Raw genomic sequence first — 21898 nt, forward strand, 5'->3', positions numbered from 1 at the left:
GGATGAACCCGTGAGCACCGTCTACGACTGCAGTCGCCCCGATTCCCGCGCCGCCGGTCTGACCGCCGCCAAGGGTGCGCTCAAGGCCGGACGGCTCGTCGTCGTGCCCACGGACACGGTGTACGGGATCGCGGCGGATGCCTTCGACAGCGATGCGGTGACCAGTCTGCTGCGCGCCAAGGGCCGGGGCCGGGACATGCCGGTGCCGGTGCTGGTCGGCTCGTGGAACACGATCGACGGCCTGGTGAACACCGTTCGTCCGCAGGCGCGGGAACTCATCCGTGCCTTCTGGCCCGGCGGTCTCAGTCTCGTTGTGCACCAAGCTCCCTCGCTCGCATGGGACCTGGGGGACACGCGCGGCACCGTGATGCTGCGCATGCCGTTGCACCCCGTGGTGCTCGAGTTGCTGCGCGAGGTGGGCCCGCTGGCCGTGTCGAGCGCGAACGTCTCCGGCCGTCCGCCGGCCACCACGGTGGACGAGGCGCGCACCCAGCTCGGCGGGTCGGCGAGCGTGTACCTCGACGGCGGACCGGCCGAACACGCCGTCGCCTCCACCATCGTCGACCTGACCGCCGACCGGCCCCGCGTGCTGCGCGAGGGCGCCGTGGCGGTCGAGGACATCGCGGAGGTGCTGGGCGAGGACCCGGCGCAGCTGCGTGCCGGCGGGGAGTGACGGCGGGGACCGGGCGAAGTGACTGCCGCCGACACGGCATCCCTGGTGCTGGCCCAGTCGGGCCGCGGCGCCGGCGTGCCCATCCGTGAGCTGCTGCTCGTGCTCCTCACCGCCGCGGTCGTCACCTTCCTCTCGACCGGGGCCGTGCGGATCGCCGCGATCCGGTTCGGTGCCGTCGCGGTGCCCCGGGACCGCGACGTGCACGTCCAGCCGACGCCACGGCTCGGCGGCGTCGGCATGTACATCGGGCTGGTGGCGGGCCTGCTGTTCGCCCAGCAGCTGCCGGCGCTGACCAGAGGCTTCGAGTACACCCCCGACATGGGTGCCGCGCTGGTGTCGGGCACCATCATCGTGATCGTCGGGATCATCGACGACCGTTGGGGCCTCGACGCCCTGACCAAGTTCGTCGGGCAGGTCACGGCGGCGGGCGTGCTCGTCGTGATGGGCGTGAGCTGGATCGTCATCTACGAGCCGTTCGGCGGCAGCACCCTCATCCTCGACCAGCTGCAGGCGGGGCTGTTCACCGTGCTCGTCGCGGTGGTGATGATCAACGCGATGAACTTCGTCGACGGCCTCGACGGGCTCGCGGCCGGCCTGGGGCTGATCGCAGCCGTCGCGATCTGTGTGTTCTCCGTCGGGCTGTTGCACGACCAGGGTGGCGACGTCAGCGCGTATCCGCCCGCCCTGATCGCCGCGGCCCTCGCCGGCGCCTGCCTCGGCTTCCTGCCGCACAACTTCCAGCCGGCCCGGATCTTCATGGGCGACTCCGGATCGATGCTGATCGGCCTGATGCTGGCGGCGACCTCGACGAGCGCGTCGGGACGCATCCCCCTGGCCGCCTACGGCACCCGCGACCTGCTCGGCCTGCTCTCCCCGCTGATCCTCGTCGGGGCTGTCATGTTCATCCCCATTCTCGACCTGCTGCTGGCGATCGTCCGGCGCACCCGGGCCGGGGTCAGTCCCTTCAGTCCCGACAAGATGCACCTGCATCACCGGTTGCTGCAGATCGGGCACTCGCACCGCCGGGTGGTGCTGCTGATCTACCTGTGGGTCGGGGTGCTCGCGTTCGGGGCCGTCGGCTCCTCCCTGCTCGACCGGCGGGCCGTCGTGCTGCTCGTGGCGGGTGGACTGGTGTTCGCGCTGGTCGTCACGGCGGTGCCGTCGCTGCGTCACGAGGACGCCGACCGTCCCCGGCGACGCTGGGGCCGTCGCCGGGTCCGTTAGGCTTGATTCCCGTGACCTCCCCGGATCGGCCCCTGCCCGCCCTGCCCGACTCTTCCGCGCCGATGCGCGCCGCCGTCCGCTACGGCGTGCTCGGACTGATCGCACTGACGGTCGTCGCGACGGTGATCGGCGGCCTCGTCGCCGGCCTGCCGGGCGTGTGGGGCGCGCTGATCGGCGCGGCCGTGGGAGGGGGGTTCATTCTCTTCACCGCCCTCGGCGTGCTGCTCACCGCCCGGCTCCCGGCGACGACGGCGGGCGCGGTGCTGCTGGGCACCTGGTTGCTCAAGCTGATCCTCGCGATCGTGGTGATGATGCTGCTCAAGCCGCTCGATTTCTACGACAAGGGTGCGCTGGTGCTCACCATCGTCTTCGCACTACTCATCGTCCTGGGGGCCGAGACCTACGGCGTGCTGTCGCAGCGGGCGCTGTACGTGGAGCCTGCCGGTAGCGCTGAGCAGGGGAACAACGACGAGCGGTAGTACCGCCGTTGTCAATGACCTGGCGGTACGGGCACCCGCCTACACAACGTCGTAGAAGTGTTGATAAGGTCGTCCCAAGCGAGTGCGACTGCCTGCGATTCCGGAGGAGTCGAGTGCGGTTGTGCCCTCGCAGGCGGTCGTGTTCGAATGGCCGCCGAGTCGACGAGAGTCGCCGACACCGACAGACGCTGGCCCCGATCGGGAGCCGACAGCAGCTGGCGAATACGCGAGCCGACCTGGTCGACTTGTTGGATCGTCAATGTCCGATCGAACCGCAGACGGCAATGCCTGCGGCCGACTACGGGAGAGAGCGCTGAGCGTCACCACCTTGGCTGCCGGAGAATTCCACGCGCCGTCACTAGCCGATTTCTTCCCCCCAGCAGTTCTGTTCGAAGGCACCCCCTTCGAAATGGACCGCCTGATGCTCATCCGCGTCGTCGTGGCCGTGCTCGTGGCGCTGTTCTTCGCGCTCGCGATGCGCAGCCCGAAGATTGTGCCCCGCGGTGTGCAGAACGTCGCCGAGATCATGATCGACTTCGTGCGGATCAACATCGCCGAGGACATCCTCGGCAAGCAGCAGGGCCGCCGATTCCTTCCGGTGCTCGTGACCATTTTCTTCCTCGTGGTCGGTCTCAACCTGACGTCGGTCATCCCGTTCCTGAACATCTCGTCGAACGCGCGCATCGGTATGCCGATCGTGCTGGCCGCGCTGGCCTACGTCGTCTTCAACTACGTGGGCATCAAGAAGTACGGGTTCTTCCGCTACGTCAAGAGCAGCATCGTCGTCCCGAACCTGCCCCCCGCGCTGCACGTGCTGGTCATCCCGATCGAGTTCATCTCGACGTTCCTGCTGCGCCCGTTCACGCTCACCATCCGTCTCATGGCGAACATGCTGGCCGGCCACATCATGCTGGTGCTGTTCTTCAGCGCAACCCAGTTCTTCTTCTTCAGCTCCGAAGGCGCGATGAAGATCTTCGGCATCGGCTCGCTGATCGGTGGCGTCGCGTTCACCTTCTTCGAGCTGCTGGTGATCGTCCTGCAGGCGTACATCTTCTCGCTGTTGACGGCGGTGTACATCGACCTGGCGCTGCACGCCGAAGAGCACTAGCGCGCCGACCGGCACTACCCACACAACACACAGACTGACTCGGTTGCCGATCCCCGGGGCCGAGCCACAAGAAAGGGAATGGAACACCAATGAGCGTTGCGCTTCAGGCAGTTGACGTCCTCGCCCAGACGGAGAGCACCATCAGCGGTCTCGGTGCGGTCGGCTACGGCCTCGCGGCCATCGGCCCCGGCATCGGCATCGGCATCGTCGTCGGCAAGGCGATCGAGGGCATGGCCCGCCAGCCCGAGATGGCCGGCCAGCTGCGCACCACCATGTTCCTCGGTATCGCGTTCACCGAGGCCCTGGCGCTGATCGGTATCGTCGCCGGCTTCATCTTCTGATCTGACGACCATGGCTGACAGCATCCTGTTGCTCGCGGCGGAGGCGGAGGACCAAAATCCTCTGCTCCCCGCGACGTATGACATCGTCTGGTCGCTGGTCGCCCTGATCATCGTCGGGCTCGTCTTCTGGAAGTACGTGCTTCCGCTGTTCCAGAAGGTGCTCGACGAGCGTTCGGAGCTGATCGAAGGCGGCATCAAGAAGGCCGAGGAAGCTCAGGCCGAGGCAAAGGCCGCGCTCGAGCAGTACCGCGCGCAGCTCGCCGAGGCCCGCACCGAGGCGGCGCAGATCCGCGAGGAGGCCCGTGCCCAGGGCCAGCAGATCATCGCGGACATGAAGGCCCAGGCCCAGGAGGAGAGCGACCGCATCGTCGCTGCCGGTCACAACCAGCTGCAGGCCCAGCGCCAGCAGATCGTGACCGAGCTGCGCGGCGATCTCGGACGCACCGCCGTGGATCTGGCCGAGAAGGTCATCGGGGAGTCCCTCTCCGACGACGTCAAGCGTGCCGGCTCGATCGACCGCTTCCTCAGCGAGCTCGACTCCCTCAGCGCTGACTCTGCATCCCGAAAGTGAGCACCATGTACGCAGCAAGCCGTGAGGCACTCGCTCAGACGCGTTCCGCGCTGCAGGGCGCGTTGGCGTCGAGCACCGCATCCGCTGCCGCGGGTGCCGCAACTGCAGCTGCGGCGCAGGCCGGCTCCGAGCTGTTCTCGGTGGTCGAGGTGCTCGACGATCAGCGCACCCTGCGGAGTGCGCTGGCCGACGCCTCGGCCCCGGCAGCCGGTCGGCAGGCACTGGCCGAGCGGGTCTTCGGGAGCAAGGTCTCGCCCGTCACCCTCGCGACCCTGAAGGCGGCGGCCGGGCAGGACTGGTCGACCCAGTCCGACCTGACCAACTCCCTCGTTCAGCTGGGCCGCGAAGCCCTCCTGTCAGCGGCGGCGGACCAGAACCAGCTCGACACCGTCGAGGACGAGCTGTTCCGGCTCGGTCGCATCGTGGCCGGCAACGCCGAACTCGAACAGGCCCTCTCCGATCGCACCAAGCCGCTGGCGGCCAAGCGGGAGTTCCTCTCGCGTCTGCTCTACGGCAAGTCCACGGCGATCACCGAGGCCCTGGCCGTGCAGGCCGTCGGACGGCTGAAGGACAAGGCCCCGGCCGACGCGTTCGACGCACTGTCGAACCTCGCCGCCACCCAGCGGGACCGCGCCGTCGCCCACGTGCGCAGCGCGGCACCTCTCAGCGCGGCGCAGGCCGAACGGCTCACCGGTATCCTGACCAGAACGTACGGGAAACCGGTCACGGTGCACGTCGAGGTGGTTCCCGAGCTTCTCAGTGGATTGGTCGTCCGGGTGGGCGACGAGGTCATCGACGGCACCGCCGCGGGTCGACTCGCCGCAGTGCGCAAGAGCCTCACGTAGTCCACTACCGAACACACACACATAGCGATCTTTTCGAAGACCAGATACCGAGAGCAGGAAGAACATGGCGGAGCTGACGATCTCCTCCGACGAGATCCGTAGCGCGATCGACAACTACACCGCGAGCTACTCCCCGGAGGCCTCCCGCGAGGAGGTCGGCGTGGTCGCCGACACCAGTGACGGCATCGCGCACATCAGCGGTCTGCCGTCGGCGATGGCCAACGAGCTGCTGGAGTTCCCCGGCGGTGTGCTGGGCGTGGCCCTGAACCTCGACGCCACCGAGATCGGTGCCGTCATCCTCGGCGACTACCAGGACCTCGAAGAGGGCCAGGAAGTCAAGCGGACCGGCGACGTTCTGTCGGTGCCGGTCGGCGACGGCTACCTCGGCCGCGTCGTGAACCCCCTGGGCCAGCCGATCGACGGCCTCGGCGACATCGAGGCGACCGAGAACCGGGCCCTCGAGCTGCAGGCCGCGACCGTGCTGCAGCGCCAGCCGGTCGAGGAGCCGCTGCAGACCGGCATCAAGGCCATCGACGCGATGACCCCGATCGGCCGCGGCCAGCGCCAGCTGGTCATCGGCGACCGCAAGACGGGCAAGACCGCCGTCTGCGTCGACGCGATCCTGAACCAGAAGGCCAACTGGGCCTCCGGCGACCCGAAGCAGCAGGTCCGCTGCATCTACGTCGCGATCGGCCAGAAGGGCTCCACCATCGCGGGCGTCAAGGCCGCCCTCGAGGAGCACGGCGCGATGGAGTACACCACCATCGTCGCGGCCCCCGCCTCCGACTCCGCCGGCTTCAAGTGGCTCGCCCCCTACACCGGCTCGGCCATCGGCCAGCACTGGATGTACCAGGGCAAGCACGTGCTCATCGTGTTCGACGACCTGACCAAGCAGGCCGAGGCGTACCGCGCGATTTCCCTGCTGCTGCGCCGCCCGCCGGGACGTGAGGCCTACCCGGGCGACGTGTTCTACCTGCACTCCCGTCTGCTGGAGCGCTCGGCCAAGCTGTCCGACGAGCTCGGTGGCGGTTCGCTGACGGCCCTGCCGATCATCGAGACCAAGGCCAACGACGTCTCGGCCTACATCCCGACCAACGTCATCTCCATCACCGACGGCCAGGTCTTCCTCGAGTCCGACCTGTTCAACAAGGGCATCCGCCCCGCCATCAACGTCGGTATCTCGGTGTCCCGAGTCGGTGGCGCCGCGCAGACCAAGGGCATGAAGAAGGTGTCCGGCTCGCTGCGTCTGGAGCTCGCGCAGTTCCGTGAGCTCGAGGCCTTCGCCGCCTTCGCCTCCGACCTCGATGCGGCCTCGAAGGCGCAGCTCGAGCGTGGCCAGCGTCTGGTCGAGCTCCTCAAGCAGGACCAGTACTCCCCGGTCGCCGTCGAGGACCAGATCGTGTCGATCTACCTCGCGGGTGAGGGCGTCTACGACTCGGTTCCCGTCGGCGACGTGCGCCGCTTCGAGGCCGAGCTGCTCGAGGACCTGCACCACAGCGCCTCGGGCGTCTACGAGCAGATCGCCGGCGGCAAGGCGCTGACCGACGACTCCGCGTCCGCGCTGCTCGCCGCGACCAACAAGTTCAAGGAGGGCTTCATCGCCTCCGACGGAACCCGCGTCGTGAACGAGGCCGAGGCCGAGGCCCTGGGCGCCGACGAGGTCGAGCAGGAGCAGGTTTCCGTCAAGCGCACCACTGTTCGCAAGTGAGCGTGGAGACCATGACCCAGCGTCCTGTGAAGGGAGTGTGATCGACGAATGGCAAGCCTGCGCGAGCTCCGCTCGCGGATCAAGTCGGTCAACTCGACCAAGAAGATCACCAAGGCGCAGGAGCTGATCGCGACGTCGCGGATCACGAAGGCTCAGGCCCGAGTGGCAGCGTCCAAGCCGTACGCCGAGGAGATCACCAAGGTGCTCTCCGAACTGGCGAGCGCGTCCGCGTCGCTGGATCACCCCCTGCTCAACGAACGGCCCAACCCGAGGCGTGCCGCAGTCCTGGTTGTCACCAGTGACCGTGGCATGGCCGGCGGCTACAACGCCAACGTCCTCAAGGAGGCCGAGGAGCTGCGGCAGCTGCTGGTCAGCGAGGGCAAGGAGCCGGTGTTCTACGTGCTCGGTGCCAAGGGCCTGAGCTACTACACCTTCCGCGGCCGGCAGGTTGCGGGGGCGTGGACCGGCTTCTCGCAGGAGCCGCGCTACACGGATGCGGCCAAGGCGAGTCGTCACCTGGTGGAACTGTTCATGGCCGGGTCCGGCAACGAGGTGCCCGCGCCGAACGGTGAGGGCACGATCGAGGGCGTCGACGAACTGCACATCGTCTACACCCGCTTCGTCTCGATGCTGACCCAGACCCCCGAGGTGCGCCGGATGGCGCCGCTCGAGGTGACCGTCACCGAGGACGAGATCGACCTCGGCGAGGACATGCTCACCGACGGCCGGCACGTCGGCAGCAACGGCGGGCCCCGGCCCGGCTACAACTTCGAGCCGGAGGCCTCGACGCTGCTCGCGGCGCTGCTGCCGAAGTACATCAGCACCCGCATCTTCGCGTCGCTGCTCGATGCCGCGGCATCGGAGTCGGCTGCTCGGCGTACCGCCATGAAGGCGGCCACCGACAATGCCACGGAACTGGTGAACACCCTCAGCCGTCAGGCCAACCAGGCCCGCCAGGCGCAGATCACCCAGGAAATCAGCGAGATCGTCGGCGGTGCCAACGCGCTCGCCTCGAGTGCAGGAAGTGACTAAGCACATGACCGCAGCAGTAACCGATAACTACGGGGCGGGGGCGGCCTCGGCCACCGCCGGCCGCGTCGTTCGGGTCATCGGCCCCGTCGTGGACGTCGAGTTCCCGCGTGGTGCCGTTCCCGCTCTGTTCAACGCCCTGCACGCAGAGGTCACTCTGCCGTCCGTGGCGAAGACCCTGACCTTCGAGGTCGCGCAGCACCTGGGTGACAACCTGGTGCGCACGATCTCCATGCAGCCCACCGACGGCCTGGTGCGCGGCACCACGGTCGTCGACACGGGCCGTCCGATCTCCGTGCCGGTCGGCGACGTCGTCAAGGGCCACGTGTTCAACGCCCTCGGTGACTGCCTCGACGCCCCGGGCACCGGGCGCGACGGCGAGCAGTGGGGCATCCACCGCAAGCCGCCGGCCTTCGACCAGCTCGAGGGCAAGACCGAGATCCTCGAGACCGGCATCAAGGTCATCGACCTGCTGACCCCGTACGTCAAGGGCGGCAAGATCGGTCTGTTCGGTGGTGCCGGTGTCGGCAAGACCGTTCTGATCCAGGAGATGATCACCCGTATCGCGCGTGAGTTCTCCGGCACGTCGGTGTTCGCCGGCGTCGGCGAGCGCACCCGTGAGGGCACCGACCTCCACCTCGAGATGGAGGAGATGGGCGTCCTCCAGGACACCGCCCTCGTCTTCGGCCAGATGGACGAGCCGCCGGGAACGCGTATGCGCGTCGCCCTGTCCGCGCTGACCATGGCGGAGTACTTCCGCGATGTTCAGGGCCAGGACGTGCTGCTGTTCATCGACAACATCTTCCGGTTCACCCAGGCCGGTTCCGAGGTGTCGACCCTGCTCGGTCGTATGCCGTCGGCCGTGGGTTACCAGCCGACGCTGGCCGACGAGATGGGTGAGCTCCAGGAGCGGATCACCTCGACCCGTGGCCGCTCGATCACCTCGCTGCAGGCGATCTACGTCCCCGCCGACGACTACACCGACCCGGCGCCGGCCACGACGTTCGCGCACCTCGATGCGACCACCGAGCTCTCGCGTCCGATCTCGCAGATGGGTATCTACCCCGCTGTGGATCCGCTGACGTCGACCTCGCGCATCCTCGAGCCCGGCATCGTCGGTGCCGAGCACTTCCGCGTCGCCAACGAGGTGAAGCGGATCCTGCAGAAGTACAAGGAGCTGCAGGACATCATCGCCATCCTCGGTATGGACGAGCTCTCCGAGGAGGACAAGGTCCTCGTCGGCCGCGCCCGTCGTCTGCAGAAGTTCCTCGGCCAGAACTTCATCGTGGCCGAGAAGTTCACCGGCGAGCCCGGCTCCGTGGTGCCGCTGCGCGACACCATCGAGGCGTTCGACCGCGTCACCAAGGGTGAGTTCGACCACCTGCCCGAGCAGGCGTTCAACAGCTGCGGTGGACTCGACGACGTCGAGGCCGCTGCCAAGAAGATCGCCGGGAAGTAGTCCGCGATGGCTGAAATGACCGTGGACCTCGTTGCCGTCGAGGAGCGCCTGTGGTCGGGCACCGCCCGGCTGGTCAGCGCCCAGACGACCGAGGGCGAGATCGGTGTCATGCCGGGCCACGAGCCGGTCCTGGGCCAGCTCGTGGAGGGCGGCGTCGTCTCCATCACGACCGGCGACGGCGAGCGCGTCGTCGCGGCCGTGCACGGCGGCTTCCTCTCGGTGACCGCCACGACGGTGACGATCCTCGCCGAGGCCGCGGAGCTGACGGAGAACATCGACGTCGAGTCCGCGCGCGCCGTGCTGAGCGAAAGCCGGGACGAGGCCGAGATCGCCGCGGCGCGGGGCCGGCTCCGGGCTGTCGAGCGGGCCTGACCGGACAAGAGAAGCCGCGACGGAGCCGACGAGCAGTGTCAGTTGGAATGATTGTTCTCATCGTTCTGGTGATACTGCTCGCGGCTGCCGTCGCGGCTTTTCTCTATCGCCTCGTCACCCTGCGGGGCGGCGGCACCGCCGCGATCCTGCGGCGCCTGCCCAACGGCGCCGGCGCCGGGTGGCGGCACGGCGTCATCCGTTACGGCGAGCGCACGGTCGTCTTCTACAAGCTCTCCAGCCTGCGCCCGGGCCCGGACTCGCGCCTCGCCCGGCAGGGAGTCGAGGTGCGCAGCCGTCGCGCGCCCGAGGGCAGTGAGCACGACATCATGACCGAGGACATCGTGATCCTCGAAATCCAGGACGGTGCAAACAACTTCGAGATCGCCCTCGACAGCGGTGCGCTCACCGCCTTCCTGTCCTGGCTCGAATCCCGGCCTTCGGACCGATCCCTGCGCGGCCGGCCGAACTGAGGTCCGGCCGACCGGGTCCTCACGCGCCCGCGCCCGGCTTCCAGAGCACGTCACCATCCGGGTTCGCGACGCGACCGAGGATGAAGAGCAGATCCGACAGCCGGTTGAGGTACTTCGCCGGCAGCACATTCGTGTCGTCCGGGTGGGTGGCCACCGCCGCCCAGGCGGAGCGCTCCGCCCGCCGTGCCACCGTCCGGGCCGTGTGCAGCAGGGCCGCCAGCGCGGTGCCGCCGGGGAGAATGAAGGAATCGAGCGGCGCCAGTTCCTCGTTGAACTCGTCGCACCAGCGCTCGAGCCGATCGATGTACCCCTGCGTGATCCGCAGCGGCGGATACTTCGGCTCCGGCACCACCGGCGTCGACAGGTCGGCTCCGGCGTCGAACAGGTCGTTCTGGATCTGGCGCAGGACCGGCACCATCCGTTCCGGTACGTCGCCCACAGCCAGCGCCACGCCGAGCGCCGCATTCGTCTCGTCGCAGTCCGCGTAGGCGATCAGCCTCGGGTCGTTCTTCGACACCCGGGAGAAGTCGCTGAGGCCCGTCGTACCGTCGTCGCCGGTGCGGGTGTAGATCCGTGTGAGATGGACAGCCATGCAGGTCACGGTACCGCTCCCGTATTCCCGCAGTGTGGTCGATAGGCTGTGGCGTTGTGAGTGATCGCTTTCTTGTCTCCGGTGGTAACCGGCTTGTCGGTGAGGTAGTCGTCGGGGGCGCCAAGAACAGCGTGCTCAAGCTGATGGCAGCCGCCCTGTTGGCGGAGGGGACGAGCGTCATCACCAACTGCCCGGACATCCTCGACGTGCCGCTGATGGCCGAGGTTCTCCGCGGACTCGGATGCGACGTGGAGCTCGAGGGTGACGAGGTACGCATCACGACCCCCGCGCAGCCGAAATACCAGGCAGATTTCGCCGCCGTCCGGCAATTCCGTGCGTCGGTGTGTGTCCTCGGACCGCTGGTGGCTCGGTGCCGCAAGGCCGTCGTCGCGCTGCCGGGCGGCGATGCGATCGGCTCGCGGCCGCTCGATATGCACCAGACGGGGCTCCGCCTGCTGGGGGCGCACAGCACGATCGAGCACGGCTGTGTGGTGGCCGAGGCCGACGACCTGCACGGCAACGCGATCCGCCTGGCCTTTCCGTCGGTGGGGGCCACCGAGAACATCCTGATGGCCGCCGTTCTCGCGAGCGGAGAGACCACGATCGACAACGCGGCTCGGGAGCCGGAGATCGTCGACCTGTGCACCATGCTGGTCCAGATGGGTGCCCGTATCTCCGGGGCCGGCACCTCGACGCTGACGATCATGGGCGTCCCCCGGCTCGAACCCACCACCCACCGCGTCATCGGGGATCGCATCGTCGCGGCGACGTGGGGGATCGCGGCGGCGATGACACGCGGCGACGTCCGCGTGCGCGGCGTCAACCCGAAGCACCTGAGCCTCGTCCTCGACAAGCTCCGTGCCGCCGGCGCGGAGGTGACGCCCGAGGTGGACGGCTTCCGGGTTGTTCAGCACGACCGTCCCCGGGCGGTCAACTTCGCGACCCTGCCGTATCCCGGTTTCCCGACCGACCTGCAGCCCATGGCGATCGGGCTCGCGGCGGTCGCCGACGGCACGTCGATGATCACGGAGAACGTCTTCGAGGCGCGGTTCCGGTTCGTCGAGGAGATGATCCGGCTCGGCGCCGATGCGCGCACCGACGGGCACCATGCCGTGGTCCGCGGTGTCGAGGAGCTGTCGAGCGCGCCGGTGTGGTCGTCGGACATCCGTGCCGGTGCCGGACTGGTCCTGGCCGGGCTGTGTGCGGACGGCGTCACCGAGGTGCACGACGTCTACCACATCGACCGCGGCTACCCGAGATTCGTGGAGATCATCGAGGAGCTCGGTGGCGTCATCGAGCGGGTCAACTCCGACTCCTGATGCGGAGCGCCGAAATCGGCTGTGCCTCAGTCATTTCGGGCTCAAACGGGCGGGTGCACGCCATGGCTGGTCCGAATGTGCCGCGCATCACGGTGGAGTGACAGCGCGGAGGCGGGGCTGGGGGCGGCCCGCGAACTGGGAAAACAGTGCCGCATCGGAGCTTGACCAGCGGATTTGGCGCACGCTTGTTCCTCACGTAACTTATTCCAGGTCAGAGCGACACGGACACCGACCCGGCCCGCAGGGGCTCGGGACAACGAGGTTGGACGCAGGCGCCTGATTGTTCGGTTCGGAATCTTCTGGTAGGGTTCTGGGCCGTTGCCGATCCCACCGAGCGCGTCGGGTTTGTTTTCGCCGGGTGGTGTGGGTAGGCTGGAACGGTTGCCCCGGAACGCCGCGGACCTCGGTTCGTGGGGTGATGGTGTGTGCGTGTTCTTTGAGAACTCAACAGTGTGCCGATGAATGTCAGTGCCAAAATTTGTTTTTGGTGCGACCGCCTCTCTTTTCGGGGGGTGGTTGTTGCTGGCTGCCGCATTCTTCCGTCTGTGGTGGTCAGTGTTTTTTGCTGGTTTGAGTTTTTTGCTGGTGATTTGGCTCGATGTCTATGACTGATCGGCCCTTCGGGGTTTGATTGTGAGTCTTCAACGGAGAGTTTGATCCTGGCTCAGGACGAACGCTGGCGGCGTGCTTAACACATGCAAGTCGAACGATGAAGCCCAGCTTGCTGGGTGGATTAGTGGCGAACGGGTGAGTAACACGTGGGTGATCTGCCCTGCACTTCGGGATAAGCCTGGGAAACTGGGTCTAATACCGGATAGGACCTCGGGATGCATGTTCCGGGGTGGAAAGGTTTTCCGGTGCAGGATGGGCCCGCGGCCTATCAGCTTGTTGGTGGGGTAACGGCCCACCAAGGCGACGACGGGTAGCCGGCCTGAGAGGGCGACCGGCCACACTGGGACTGAGACACGGCCCAGACTCCTACGGGAGGCAGCAGTGGGGAATATTGCACAATGGGCGCAAGCCTGATGCAGCGACGCCGCGTGAGGGATGACGGCCTTCGGGTTGTAAACCTCTTTCAGTACCGACGAAGCGCGAGTGACGGTAGGTACAGAAGAAGCACCGGCCAACTACGTGCCAGCAGCCGCGGTAATACGTAGGGTGCGAGCGTTGTCCGGAATTACTGGGCGTAAAGAGCTCGTAGGCGGTTTGTCGCGTCGTCTGTGAAAACCCGCAGCTCAACTGCGGGCTTGCAGGCGATACGGGCAGACTTGAGTACTGCAGGGGAGACTGGAATTCCTGGTGTAGCGGTGAAATGCGCAGATATCAGGAGGAACACCGGTGGCGAAGGCGGGTCTCTGGGCAGTAACTGACGCTGAGGAGCGAAAGCGTGGGTAGCGAACAGGATTAGATACCCTGGTAGTCCACGCCGTAAACGGTGGGCGCTAGGTGTGGGTTTCCTTCCACGGGATCCGTGCCGTAGCTAACGCATTAAGCGCCCCGCCTGGGGAGTACGGCCGCAAGGCTAAAACTCAAAGGAATTGACGGGGGCCCGCACAAGCGGCGGAGCATGTGGATTAATTCGATGCAACGCGAAGAACCTTACCTGGGTTTGACATACACCGGACCGCCCCAGAGATGGGGTTTCCCTTGTGGTCGGTGTACAGGTGGTGCATGGCTGTCGTCAGCTCGTGTCGTGAGATGTTGGGTTAAGTCCCGCAACGAGCGCAACCCTTGTCCTGTGTTGCCAGCAATTCGGTTGGGGACTCGCAGGAGACTGCCGGGGTCAACTCGGAGGAAGGTGGGGACGACGTCAAGTCATCATGCCCCTTATGTCCAGGGCTTCACACATGCTACAATGGCCGGTACAGAGGGCTGCGATACCGCGAGGTGGAGCGAATCCCTTAAAGCCGGTCTCAGTTCGGATCGGGGTCTGCAACTCGACCCCGTGAAGTCGGAGTCGCTAGTAATCGCAGATCAGCAACGCTGCGGTGAATACGTTCCCGGGCCTTGTACACACCGCCCGTCACGTCATGAAAGTCGGTAACACCCGAAGCCGGTGGCCTAACCCCTCGTGGGAGGGAGCCGTCGAAGGTGGGATCGGCGATTGGGACGAAGTCGTAACAAGGTAGCCGTACCGGAAGGTGCGGCTGGATCACCTCCTTTCTAAGGAGCAACTCCTTGCTCGGACCAGCACACAGGTGCCGGGGGAGCGAGGCAGAGCCATTTCGGATTCACACGTAATCCGGTGGTGCTCATGGGTGGAACGCTGACAGCTTCATGCACGCTCGGTGGGTCACATGGCCGGCCGGTGGGTGATATATCGGTGCACTGTTGGGTCCTGAGAGAACACGCGAGTGTTTTGTCAGCGACGATGATCGGGAACGAAGGGGTTGTTTCTTCTTCCGGTACCGGTTGTTGTGTGTTGTTTGAGAACTGCACAGTGGACGCGAGCATCTTTGTTGTAAGTGTTTATGAGCGTACGGTGGATGCCTTGGCACCAGGAGCCGATGAAGGACGTGGGAGGCTGCGATATGCCTCGGGGAGCTGTCAACCGAGCTGTGATCCGAGGATTTCCGAATGGGGAAACCCAGCACGAGTGATGTCGTGTTACCCGCGCCTGAATATATAGGGCGTGTGGAGGGAACGTGGGGAAGTGAAACATCTCAGTACCCACAGGAAGAGAAAACAACATGTGATTCCGTGAGTAGTGGCGAGCGAAAACGGAAGAGGCTAAACCGCGGGTGTGTGAGAGCTGGCAGGCGTTGCACTCGTGGGGTCGTGGGGCCCTTCTTCCCATCACTGTCATGGTGGGCGAGAGTAAGAAACCGGTGTGTTAGTCGAAATGGTCTGGAACGGCCTGTCGTAGAGGGTGAGAATCCCGTAGACGAAAACATGCCGGCTCTCGTGGAGGGTACCCGAGTAGCAGCGGGCCCGTGAAATCTGCTGTGAATCCGTCGGGACCACCCGATAAGCCTGAATACTCCCTGGTGACCGATAGCGGACTAGTACCGTGAGGGAAAGGTGAAAAGTACCCCGGGAGGGGAGTGAAATAGTACCTGAAACCGTGCGCTTACAATCCGTCGGAGCCTTCGAGCAGTTTGGTCTGCTGGGGGTGACGGCGTGCCTTTTGAAGAATGAGCCTGCGAGTTAGTGGCATGTCGCGAGGTTAACCCGTGTGGGGTAGTCGTAGCGAAAGCGAGTCCGAACAGGGCGTCTGTAGTGGCATGTTCTAGACCCGAAGCGGAGTGATCTACCCATGGCCAGGGTGAAGCGACGGTAAGACGTCGTGGAGGCCCGAACCCACTTAGGTTGAAAACTGAGGGGATGAGCTGTGGGTAGGGGTGAAAGGCCAATCAAACTCCGTGATAGCTGGTTCTCCCCGAAATGCATTTAGGTGCAGCGTCGCGTGTTTCTCACCGGAGGTAGAGCTACTGGATGGTCTAGGGGGCCCACAAGCTTACCGAAATCAGCCAAACTCCGAATGCCGGTGAGTGAGAGCGCGGCAGTGAGACTGCGGGGGATAAGCTTCGTAGTCGAGAGGGAAACAGCCCAGATCGCCGGCTAAGGCCCCTAAGCGTGTACTAAGTGGAAAAGGATGTGGGATCGCTGAGACAACCAGGAGGTTGGCTTAGAAGCAGCCACCCTTGAAAGAGTGCGTAATAGCTCACTGGTCAAGTGGTTCTGCGCCGACAATGTAGCGGGGCTCAAGTACACCGCCGAAGCCGCGGCACTCGCACAACACCCCGGAGGGTCCACGGATCGTCCGGCAGTGGTGCGGGTGGGTAGGGGAGCGTCGTGCAGCCGGGGAAGCGCCGGAGTGATCCAGGTGTGGAGGCTGCGCGAGTGAGAATGCAGGCATGAGTAGCGAAAGACGAGTGAGAAACTCGTCCGCCGAATGACCAAGGGTTCCTGGGCCAGGTTAATCCGCCCAGGGTGAGTCGGGACCTAAGGCGAGGCCGACAGGCGTAGTCGATGGACAACGGGTTGATATTCCCGTACCCGTGTGAACGCGCCCCTGGTGAATCATCGGTACTAACCGTCCAAAGGGTGATCGAGTTCCTTCGGGAGCCGAGAGCCTGCTGCACGGGACCTTCGGTGGTAGTAGCCAAGCGATGGGGTGACGCAGGAAGGTAGTGGGGCCGGTCAGTGGTTGTACCGGTGTAAGCCCGTAGGGCGTGACACAGGCAAATCCGTGTCGCACACAGCCTGAGAGGTGATGCGTAGCCGAATGAGGCGAATTCCATGATCCTATGCTGCCGAGAAAAGCCTCTAGCGAGCTTTCACACGGCCCGTACCCCAAACCGACACAGGTGGTCAGGTAGAGAATACCGAGGCGATCGAGAGAACTGTGGTTAAGGAACTCGGCAAAATGCCCCCGTAACTTCGGGAGAAGGGGGACCAGTCCCGGTGACCGGACTTGCTCCGTGAGCCGGGGGTGGTCGCAGAGACCAGAGAGAAGCGACTGTTTACTAAAAACACAGGTCCGTGCGAAGTCGTAAGACGAGGTATACGGACTGACGCCTGCCCGGTGCTGGAAGGTTAAGAGGACCGGTCAGCGGAGTTCACTCCGCGAAGCTGAGAATTTAAGCCCCAGTAAACGGCGGTGGTAACTATAACCATCCTAAGGTAGCGAAATTCCTTGTCGGGTAAGTTCCGACCTGCACGAATGGCGTAACGACTTCTCTGCTGTCTCAACCACAGACTCGGCGAAATTGCACTACGAGTAAAGATGCTCGTTACGCGCGGCAGGACGAAAAGACCCCGGGACCTTCACTACAGCTTGGTATTGGTGTTCGGTTCGGTTTGTGTAGGATAGGTGGGAGACTGGGAAGCCCGCACGCCAGTGTGGGTGGAGTCGTTGTTGAAATACCACTCTGATCGTATTGGACCTCTAACCTCGGACCCTGATCGGGTTCAGGGACAGTGCCTGGTGGGTAGTTTAACTGGGGCGGTTGCCTCCCAAAATGTAACGGAGGCGCCCAAAGGTTCCCTCAGCCTGGTTGGCAATCAGGTGTCGAGTGCAAGTGCACAAGGGAGCTTGACTGTGAGACCGACAGGTCGAGCAGGGACGAAAGTCGGGACTAGTGATCCGGCACCGGCATGTGGAAGCGGTGTCGCTCAACGGATAAAAGGTACCCCGGGGATAACAGGCTGATCTTCCCCAAGAGTCCATATCGACGGGATGGTTTGGCACCTCGATGTCGGCTCGTCGCATCCTGGGGCTGGAGTAGGTCCCAAGGGTTGGGCTGTTCGCCCATTAAAGCGGCACGCGAGCTGGGTTTAGAACGTCGTGAGACAGTTCGGTCTCTATCCGCCGCGCGCGTTAGAAACTTGAGGAAGGCTGTCCCTAGTACGAGAGGACCGGGACGGACGAACCTCTGGTGTGCCAGTTGTCCCGCCAGGGGCACGGCTGGTTGGCTACGTTCGGAAGGGATAACCGCTGAAAGCATCTAAGCGGGAAGCCTGTTCCAAGATGAGGTTTCTCACCCCCTCGAGGGGGTAAGGCCCCCGGCAGACCACCGGGTTGATAGGCCGGAACTGGAAGTGCGGTAACGCATGCAGGTGACCGGTACTAATAGGCCGAGGACTTACCACAAAGAAGCTACGCGTCCACTGTGCGGTATCTGAAACAACACCTCGCTCCGCGAAGGGTTGGAGTAAACGCAGATCCTCTCCGAAAGAGAGGGGCTGCGCCCCGACCCACTCCGACCGCGCGAGTGAGTCGTTTCACAGAGTTACGGCGGCCATAGCGGAGGGGAAACGCCCGGTCCCATTCCGAACCCGGAAGCTAAGCCCTCCAGCGCCGATGGTACTGCACCCGACAGGGTGTGGGAGAGTAGGACACCGCCGAACACCCGTTACCGGAAGCCCCCCAACCTCGTTGGGGGGCTTCCGGCATTTCCGCGTTCCCTGTGGGGCGCAGCCGAACCCGTCGGTCCTTCGTCGGGATCAGTCCACCGGGACCGCAAGGCGGGTGACCTCCGACCGCCCGCGCAGGGTGACTTCACCTTTCAGCGACCATCGGATGCGCTCCGCTTCCGCGGCCACCTCTACCGCCCGGGCCGACGCCACCACGTGGCCGGGGAACGTCTTGGCCACGTCCGACAGCCGAGCCGCTTCGTTCACCGGATCGCCGATCACCGTGTACTCGAATCTCTCGTGAGCGCCCACGTTTCCGGCCACCGCGAGGCCCTCGGTGACCCCGATTCCCGCCTCGCACTCGGGGACCTCGGTGCGCAACCGGCGGGCCATCTCCCGGGCGGCCGCGAGCGCACTGCCCGCCGCGTCGTCCATTGCGACCGGAGCGCCGAAGATGGCCAGTGCCGCGTCGCCCTCGAACTTGTTGACGAACCCGCCGGCCCGGTGCACCTCCTCGACCACCACTTCGAAGAAGCGGTTGAGCAGATGTACGACCTCGGTGGGCGGTCGATCGGCCGCCATTGCCGTCGAGCCGATGATATCGATGAACAGCACCGCGACATGGCGTTCCTCGCCGCCCAGGCGCGGCGACGACGCCAACGCCGCCCGCGCGACGTCCTGCCCGACGTGCCGGCCGAAGACGTCGCGGATCCGTTCGCGCTCGCGGAGGCCGTCGGCCATGCGGTTGAATCCCGCCTGCAGTTCTCCCAGTTCGGTTCCGTCGTAGACGACCACCTCGGCATCGAGGTCGCCCCGCTCGATGCGGGCCATGCCGGACCGCACCGACTCGATCGGCGCGACGCTGGTCCGGGCGGTGAGGAGCATAAGCAACGCCCCCAACAACAAGGCGAGTCCGCCGATCGTCAGGATCGTCACCGCGAACCGGACGGGTGATACGGGACGGACGAAGCTGAAGACCGCCACGAGCATCAGCCCGACGACGGGAACGCCGCTGCCCAGCGCCCAGGCCACCATGATGCGGCCGCTGGTGCCGGTGAGTCGGCGTCGCGGCGTCGCCCCGGCCTCCAAGGCCCGGGCCGCGATCGGCCGCAGGGCGAATTCGCTGAACAGATAGACGAAGCCGCAGACCGTCAGGCCCGCGAGGGCGATGGTGAGGGCGACCTTCGGGATCGTGCGCGGATCCACTACACCGAACGCGGTCGCGAACAGCACCAGCCCCAGCGCCCAGAATGCACCCTGCTGGGCGGTGAGGCGCATCGGCAGCCGCATGGTTGCACGTCGTTCGTCGGGGGTGGGATCCCGGTCCTCGAGGATCCACCGCAGTTGTGCAAGGCCGAGCCGGGTCCCGAAGGCCGTCCCCAGGACGATGGCCCCGCCGACGTAGACGGGTGCTATGACGCCGGTGACGACGACGAACTCCGGACGCAGCACCGAGGGGCCCGGGACGACGACGTTGATCAACAACGCCGTGATCGCGGCCCCCGCGATGTTCGTGCCGAGCAGCAACAGGGTGAGCAATGTCTGCACGCGAACACGTTGGCGCCGGACGGATTCCGCGGGCGCGCCGAGCAGCGGCGAGCCGAGGGGCGAGGTGCGGCGGGTGCGAGGCATGGTCGTTCGAGAGTAGTCCGGAGCGATCCTCTAGGGTGGCAACGTGCGCCTTGTGATTGCCCGCTGTCGAGTCGACTACGTCGGACGTCTGACGGCACACCTGCCGATGGCGCGTCGGCTGCTCTTGGTCAAAGCCGACGGATCGGTCAGTGTGCACGCCGACGACCGTGCCTACAAGCCGCTGAACTGGATGAGTCCGCCGTGCTGGCTGGTCGAGGAGTCCGCAGACGAGGCGCACGCCCTGTGGGTGGTGACCAACAAGACGGGTGAGCAACTCCGGATCACCATCGACGAGATCGAGCACGATTCGAGCCACGAGCTGGGTGTGGACCCGGGCCTGATCAAGGACGGTGTCGAGGCGCATCTGCAGGAACTGCTCGCCGAGCACGTCGAAACCCTCGGCCCCGGCTACACCCTCGTCCGCCGGGAATACCCCACGGCCATCGGTCCGGTGGACCTGCTGTGCCGGGACGCGGACGGCGGCACGGTGGCCGTCGAGATCAAGCGACGCGGCGAGATCGACGGTGTCGAGCAGCTCACCCGGTACCTCGAGTTGCTCAATCGGGACCCGTTGCTCGCGCCCGTCAGCGGTGTCTTCGCGGCGCAACAGATCAAGCCACAGGCCAAGACCCTTGCGACCGATCGCGGTATCCGCTGCCTCGTGCTCGACTACGACGCCCTGCGCGGCACCGAGAGCAACGAGTTCCGGCTGTTCTGATATGCCCCGCCGCAACGTTCCCCGATCGCAGCGCCGGCGCCGGCCCGATATCGGCGGGTCGACGTTCTCCGGGGCCACCTCCCGCACCGAATGGGGGCCGTCCGGCGCGGAGTCCGAGCGCTACACCGTGCGCACCGTCCCCGGGTCGCGAGCAACGAAGGCGTACCGGTGCCCCGGCTGCGATCACGAGATCGCGCCGGGAACACCCCACGTGGTCGCCTGGCCCACCGACGACATCGGGGGCGCCGACGAACGCAGGCACTGGCACAACGGATGCTGGGCCGGCCGCGGTACCCGCGGACCGACCCGGCGGTGGTCCTAGTGACGGCTCAGCCGTCGGGTCCTAGTGACGGCTCAGCCGTCGGGTCCTAGTGACGGCTCAGCCGTCGGGTCCTGATCGCGGCTCAGTTGCGGACCTTGCTGGCCACTGCAGGTGAGCGGCCGAGGCGATCGGTGGGCGGTGCCTCCTCGCCGGACCGTGCCTCCGTCGCCGAGCCGGCTTCGCCGTCGCTGCCCTCCGGCTTGCCGCCCGCCGCCGGGAGTTCCTTGGTGGCCGGTTCCTTCTCGGATTCGCCGGTGGCGATCTCCTTGGTCGCGTCGGCCTCGCCCTCGGTGGTGAGCGCATCCCGGTCGCGGTCGAGCAGCTCGCCCTCGCGCGTCACGGCGGCGAGCATCGACGGCACGGCCTCGAGCTGACCGCGTACCCCGTCCAACTGGCTGAGGATGCGGCCGCGCAGCACCCGCAGTTCCTCGGTCAGATCGCGGGCGTTGGCGATCTTCCGCTCGGACTGTTCGGTGGCGATCTCGAGCCGGCGTGCCGCTTCGCGGGACGCGATCTCGAGACGCTGCTCGGCCTCGGCCTTGCTGGTGCGCTCGAGCTCGTCGAGGGCGCCGAGGACCTTGCTGCGGCGCTCGCTCATGGCGATCTCGAAGTCCTGCTGGACCCGGTCCCGCTTGGCTTCCGCCTCCGCCGCCAGGCGATCGCGCTCCGCTTCGGCGGCGGCGATGATCCGCGCGGCCTGGGCACGCGCCTCCGCCATCGTGCGGGCGTGCTCCGTCTCGAATGCCTTACGCCGCTCGGCGAGCTCGGCGATCATCGCTTCGTAGTCCCCGCGCAGCCGGATGCCTTCCTGCTCGGCCAGGGAGATCATCTCGGCTGCGTCGGCCTCGGCCCGTGCCCGCAGCTCGGACGCCTCGTCGGAGGCGAGGCGCAGCATGCGGGAGATGCGGTCGCTCATGCCCTCGGCCGTGGTGGGCGGCACCGACAGCCGATCGACGTCCTTGCGCAGCTCGTCGATCTCGTTGCGGGCGTTCTCGAGCTGTCGAGCCAGGTCGCGAGCCTGCGCGGCGGCCGCATCCCGGTCCGTGGCGGTCACGCGCAGCTCGGCCTCGAATCTGGCGAAGTAGTTGGTCACCTCGTCGCGGTCGAATCCCTTGCGCACGATGGAGAAGGGCAGGTGGCTTGGGGTGCGATCGCGATCGAAGACCATGGCGCCAAT

At 65.9% G+C, this 21898-nt stretch carries 18 protein-coding genes and 3 rRNA genes; 18 read left to right on the top strand and 3 right to left on the bottom strand.

The window, feature by feature from the left end; genetic code table 11:
* Positions 1–10 precede the first annotated feature (10 nt).
* The 12 genes from HFP48_RS10795 to HFP48_RS10850 all read left to right on the top strand — a co-directional run bounded on the left by HFP48_RS10795 (position 11) and on the right by HFP48_RS10850 (position 10279).
* Complete coding sequence (locus HFP48_RS10795) at positions 11–673, top strand: L-threonylcarbamoyladenylate synthase (RefSeq protein ID WP_029542940.1); 663 nt, start codon at positions 11–13, stop codon at positions 671–673.
* An 18-nt stretch (positions 674–691) separates the two neighbouring features.
* Positions 692–1897 (top strand): MraY family glycosyltransferase, encoded by a 1206-nt coding sequence (locus HFP48_RS10800; protein WP_168579494.1) that lies wholly within the window; start codon positions 692–694, stop codon positions 1895–1897.
* Between the two features lie 11 nt (positions 1898–1908).
* A complete protein-coding gene (locus tag HFP48_RS10805) occupies positions 1909–2376 on the top strand; it encodes a hypothetical protein (protein ID WP_006944358.1) in 468 nt (155 codons plus the stop codon).
* Between the two features lie 259 nt (positions 2377–2635).
* Positions 2636–3484, top strand: a complete 849-nt coding sequence (gene atpB, locus HFP48_RS10810; protein ID WP_170914067.1) for a F0F1 ATP synthase subunit A — start codon at positions 2636–2638, stop codon at positions 3482–3484.
* Positions 3485–3573: 89 nt separating this feature from the next.
* The gene (locus HFP48_RS10815; protein WP_003935756.1) at positions 3574–3825 is read left to right on the top strand and encodes an ATP synthase F0 subunit C; all 252 of its coding nucleotides are present in this window, start codon (positions 3574–3576) and stop codon (positions 3823–3825) included.
* Positions 3826–3835: 10 nt separating this feature from the next.
* Entirely contained in the window at positions 3836–4396 is a 561-nt protein-coding gene (locus tag HFP48_RS10820; protein ID WP_006944352.1) for a F0F1 ATP synthase subunit B, read from the top strand.
* Positions 4397–4401: 5 nt separating this feature from the next.
* Complete coding sequence (locus HFP48_RS10825) at positions 4402–5241, top strand: F0F1 ATP synthase subunit delta (RefSeq protein ID WP_006944350.1); 840 nt, start codon at positions 4402–4404, stop codon at positions 5239–5241.
* A 64-nt stretch (positions 5242–5305) separates the two neighbouring features.
* Positions 5306–6949, top strand: a complete 1644-nt coding sequence (gene atpA / locus HFP48_RS10830; RefSeq protein ID WP_006944348.1) for a F0F1 ATP synthase subunit alpha — start codon at positions 5306–5308, stop codon at positions 6947–6949.
* A 48-nt stretch (positions 6950–6997) separates the two neighbouring features.
* Entirely contained in the window at positions 6998–7981 is a 984-nt protein-coding gene (locus HFP48_RS10835; RefSeq protein ID WP_006944337.1) for a F0F1 ATP synthase subunit gamma, read from the top strand.
* A 4-nt stretch (positions 7982–7985) separates the two neighbouring features.
* A complete protein-coding gene (atpD, locus tag HFP48_RS10840; RefSeq protein ID WP_029542946.1) occupies positions 7986–9437 on the top strand; it encodes a F0F1 ATP synthase subunit beta in 1452 nt (483 codons plus the stop codon).
* Positions 9438–9443: 6 nt separating this feature from the next.
* Positions 9444–9809, top strand: coding sequence for a F0F1 ATP synthase subunit epsilon (locus tag HFP48_RS10845; protein WP_006944335.1), 366 nt, complete (start codon positions 9444–9446; stop codon positions 9807–9809).
* 47 nt (positions 9810–9856) lie between these two features.
* A complete protein-coding gene (locus tag HFP48_RS10850) occupies positions 9857–10279 on the top strand; it encodes a DUF2550 domain-containing protein (protein ID WP_168579495.1) in 423 nt (140 codons plus the stop codon).
* Positions 10280–10298: 19 nt separating this feature from the next.
* Here HFP48_RS10850 and HFP48_RS10855 read toward each other — a convergent pair whose 3' ends face one another.
* Positions 10299–10871 carry a cob(I)yrinic acid a,c-diamide adenosyltransferase gene (locus HFP48_RS10855; RefSeq protein ID WP_006944333.1) on the bottom strand — a complete coding sequence of 191 codons (573 nt, stop codon included), beginning with the start codon at positions 10869–10871 and terminating at the stop codon, positions 10299–10301.
* Between the two features lie 56 nt (positions 10872–10927).
* Between HFP48_RS10855 and murA the strand changes: the two genes are divergently transcribed.
* From murA to rrf, 4 genes are all read left to right on the top strand, one after another.
* Positions 10928–12190, top strand: coding sequence for a UDP-N-acetylglucosamine 1-carboxyvinyltransferase (gene murA / locus HFP48_RS10860; protein ID WP_006944332.1), 1263 nt, complete (start codon positions 10928–10930; stop codon positions 12188–12190).
* 641 nt (positions 12191–12831) lie between these two features.
* Positions 12832–14353 (top strand): 16S ribosomal RNA (locus HFP48_RS10865).
* A gap of 296 nt (positions 14354–14649) precedes the next feature.
* Positions 14650–17786 (top strand): 23S ribosomal RNA (locus HFP48_RS10870).
* Positions 17787–17926: 140 nt separating this feature from the next.
* A 5S ribosomal RNA gene (gene rrf, locus HFP48_RS10875) occupies positions 17927–18043 on the top strand.
* The 16S, 23S and 5S rRNA genes sit together here, the layout of an rRNA operon.
* A 96-nt stretch (positions 18044–18139) precedes the next feature.
* On the opposite strand, the gene HFP48_RS10880 is transcribed toward rrf, so the two are convergent.
* Complete coding sequence (locus HFP48_RS10880) at positions 18140–19681, bottom strand: adenylate/guanylate cyclase domain-containing protein (RefSeq protein ID WP_072634983.1); 1542 nt, start codon at positions 19679–19681, stop codon at positions 18140–18142.
* A 43-nt stretch (positions 19682–19724) separates the two neighbouring features.
* Here HFP48_RS10880 and nucS point away from each other — a divergent pair, with 43 nt between their 5' ends.
* Positions 19725–20399, top strand: coding sequence for an endonuclease NucS (gene nucS, locus HFP48_RS10885; RefSeq protein ID WP_029542949.1), 675 nt, complete (start codon positions 19725–19727; stop codon positions 20397–20399).
* A 1-nt stretch (position 20400) separates the two neighbouring features.
* Complete coding sequence (locus HFP48_RS10890) at positions 20401–20721, top strand: hypothetical protein (RefSeq protein ID WP_029542951.1); 321 nt, start codon at positions 20401–20403, stop codon at positions 20719–20721.
* A gap of 82 nt (positions 20722–20803) precedes the next feature.
* Here HFP48_RS10890 and HFP48_RS10895 read toward each other — a convergent pair whose 3' ends face one another.
* Complete coding sequence (locus tag HFP48_RS10895; protein ID WP_168579496.1) at positions 20804–21889, bottom strand: hypothetical protein; 1086 nt, start codon at positions 21887–21889, stop codon at positions 20804–20806.
* Between the last annotated feature and the right edge of the window lie 9 nt (positions 21890–21898).

This window comes from Rhodococcus sp. DMU1 (genome assembly GCF_012272955.1).
In the GTDB taxonomy this organism is placed as follows: Bacteria; Actinomycetota; Actinomycetes; order Mycobacteriales; family Mycobacteriaceae; genus Rhodococcus; species Rhodococcus aetherivorans.

Excerpts from the sequence above, each read along its gene's own strand:
- HFP48_RS10880 (WP_072634983.1), bottom strand. The coding sequence starts at position 19,681 with ATGCCTCGCACCCGCCGCACCTCGCCCCTCGGCTCGCCGCTGCTCGGC.
- HFP48_RS10825 (WP_006944350.1), top strand. The coding sequence starts at position 4,402 with ATGTACGCAGCAAGCCGTGAGGCACTCGCTCAGACGCGTTCCGCGCTG.
- HFP48_RS10815 (WP_003935756.1), top strand. The coding sequence starts at position 3,574 with ATGAGCGTTGCGCTTCAGGCAGTTGACGTCCTCGCCCAGACGGAGAGC.
- HFP48_RS10835 (WP_006944337.1), top strand. The coding sequence starts at position 6,998 with ATGGCAAGCCTGCGCGAGCTCCGCTCGCGGATCAAGTCGGTCAACTCG.
- HFP48_RS10855 (WP_006944333.1), bottom strand. The coding sequence starts at position 10,871 with ATGGCTGTCCATCTCACACGGATCTACACCCGCACCGGCGACGACGGT.
- HFP48_RS10850 (WP_168579495.1), top strand. The coding sequence starts at position 9,857 with ATGATTGTTCTCATCGTTCTGGTGATACTGCTCGCGGCTGCCGTCGCG.
- HFP48_RS10890 (WP_029542951.1), top strand. The coding sequence starts at position 20,401 with ATGCCCCGCCGCAACGTTCCCCGATCGCAGCGCCGGCGCCGGCCCGAT.
- atpD (WP_029542946.1), top strand. The coding sequence starts at position 7,986 with ATGACCGCAGCAGTAACCGATAACTACGGGGCGGGGGCGGCCTCGGCC.
- atpB (WP_170914067.1), top strand. The coding sequence starts at position 2,636 with ATGTCCGATCGAACCGCAGACGGCAATGCCTGCGGCCGACTACGGGAG.
- HFP48_RS10895 (WP_168579496.1), bottom strand. The coding sequence starts at position 21,889 with ATGGTCTTCGATCGCGATCGCACCCCAAGCCACCTGCCCTTCTCCATC.
- atpA (WP_006944348.1), top strand. The coding sequence starts at position 5,306 with ATGGCGGAGCTGACGATCTCCTCCGACGAGATCCGTAGCGCGATCGAC.
- HFP48_RS10820 (WP_006944352.1), top strand. The coding sequence starts at position 3,836 with ATGGCTGACAGCATCCTGTTGCTCGCGGCGGAGGCGGAGGACCAAAAT.
- HFP48_RS10845 (WP_006944335.1), top strand. The coding sequence starts at position 9,444 with ATGGCTGAAATGACCGTGGACCTCGTTGCCGTCGAGGAGCGCCTGTGG.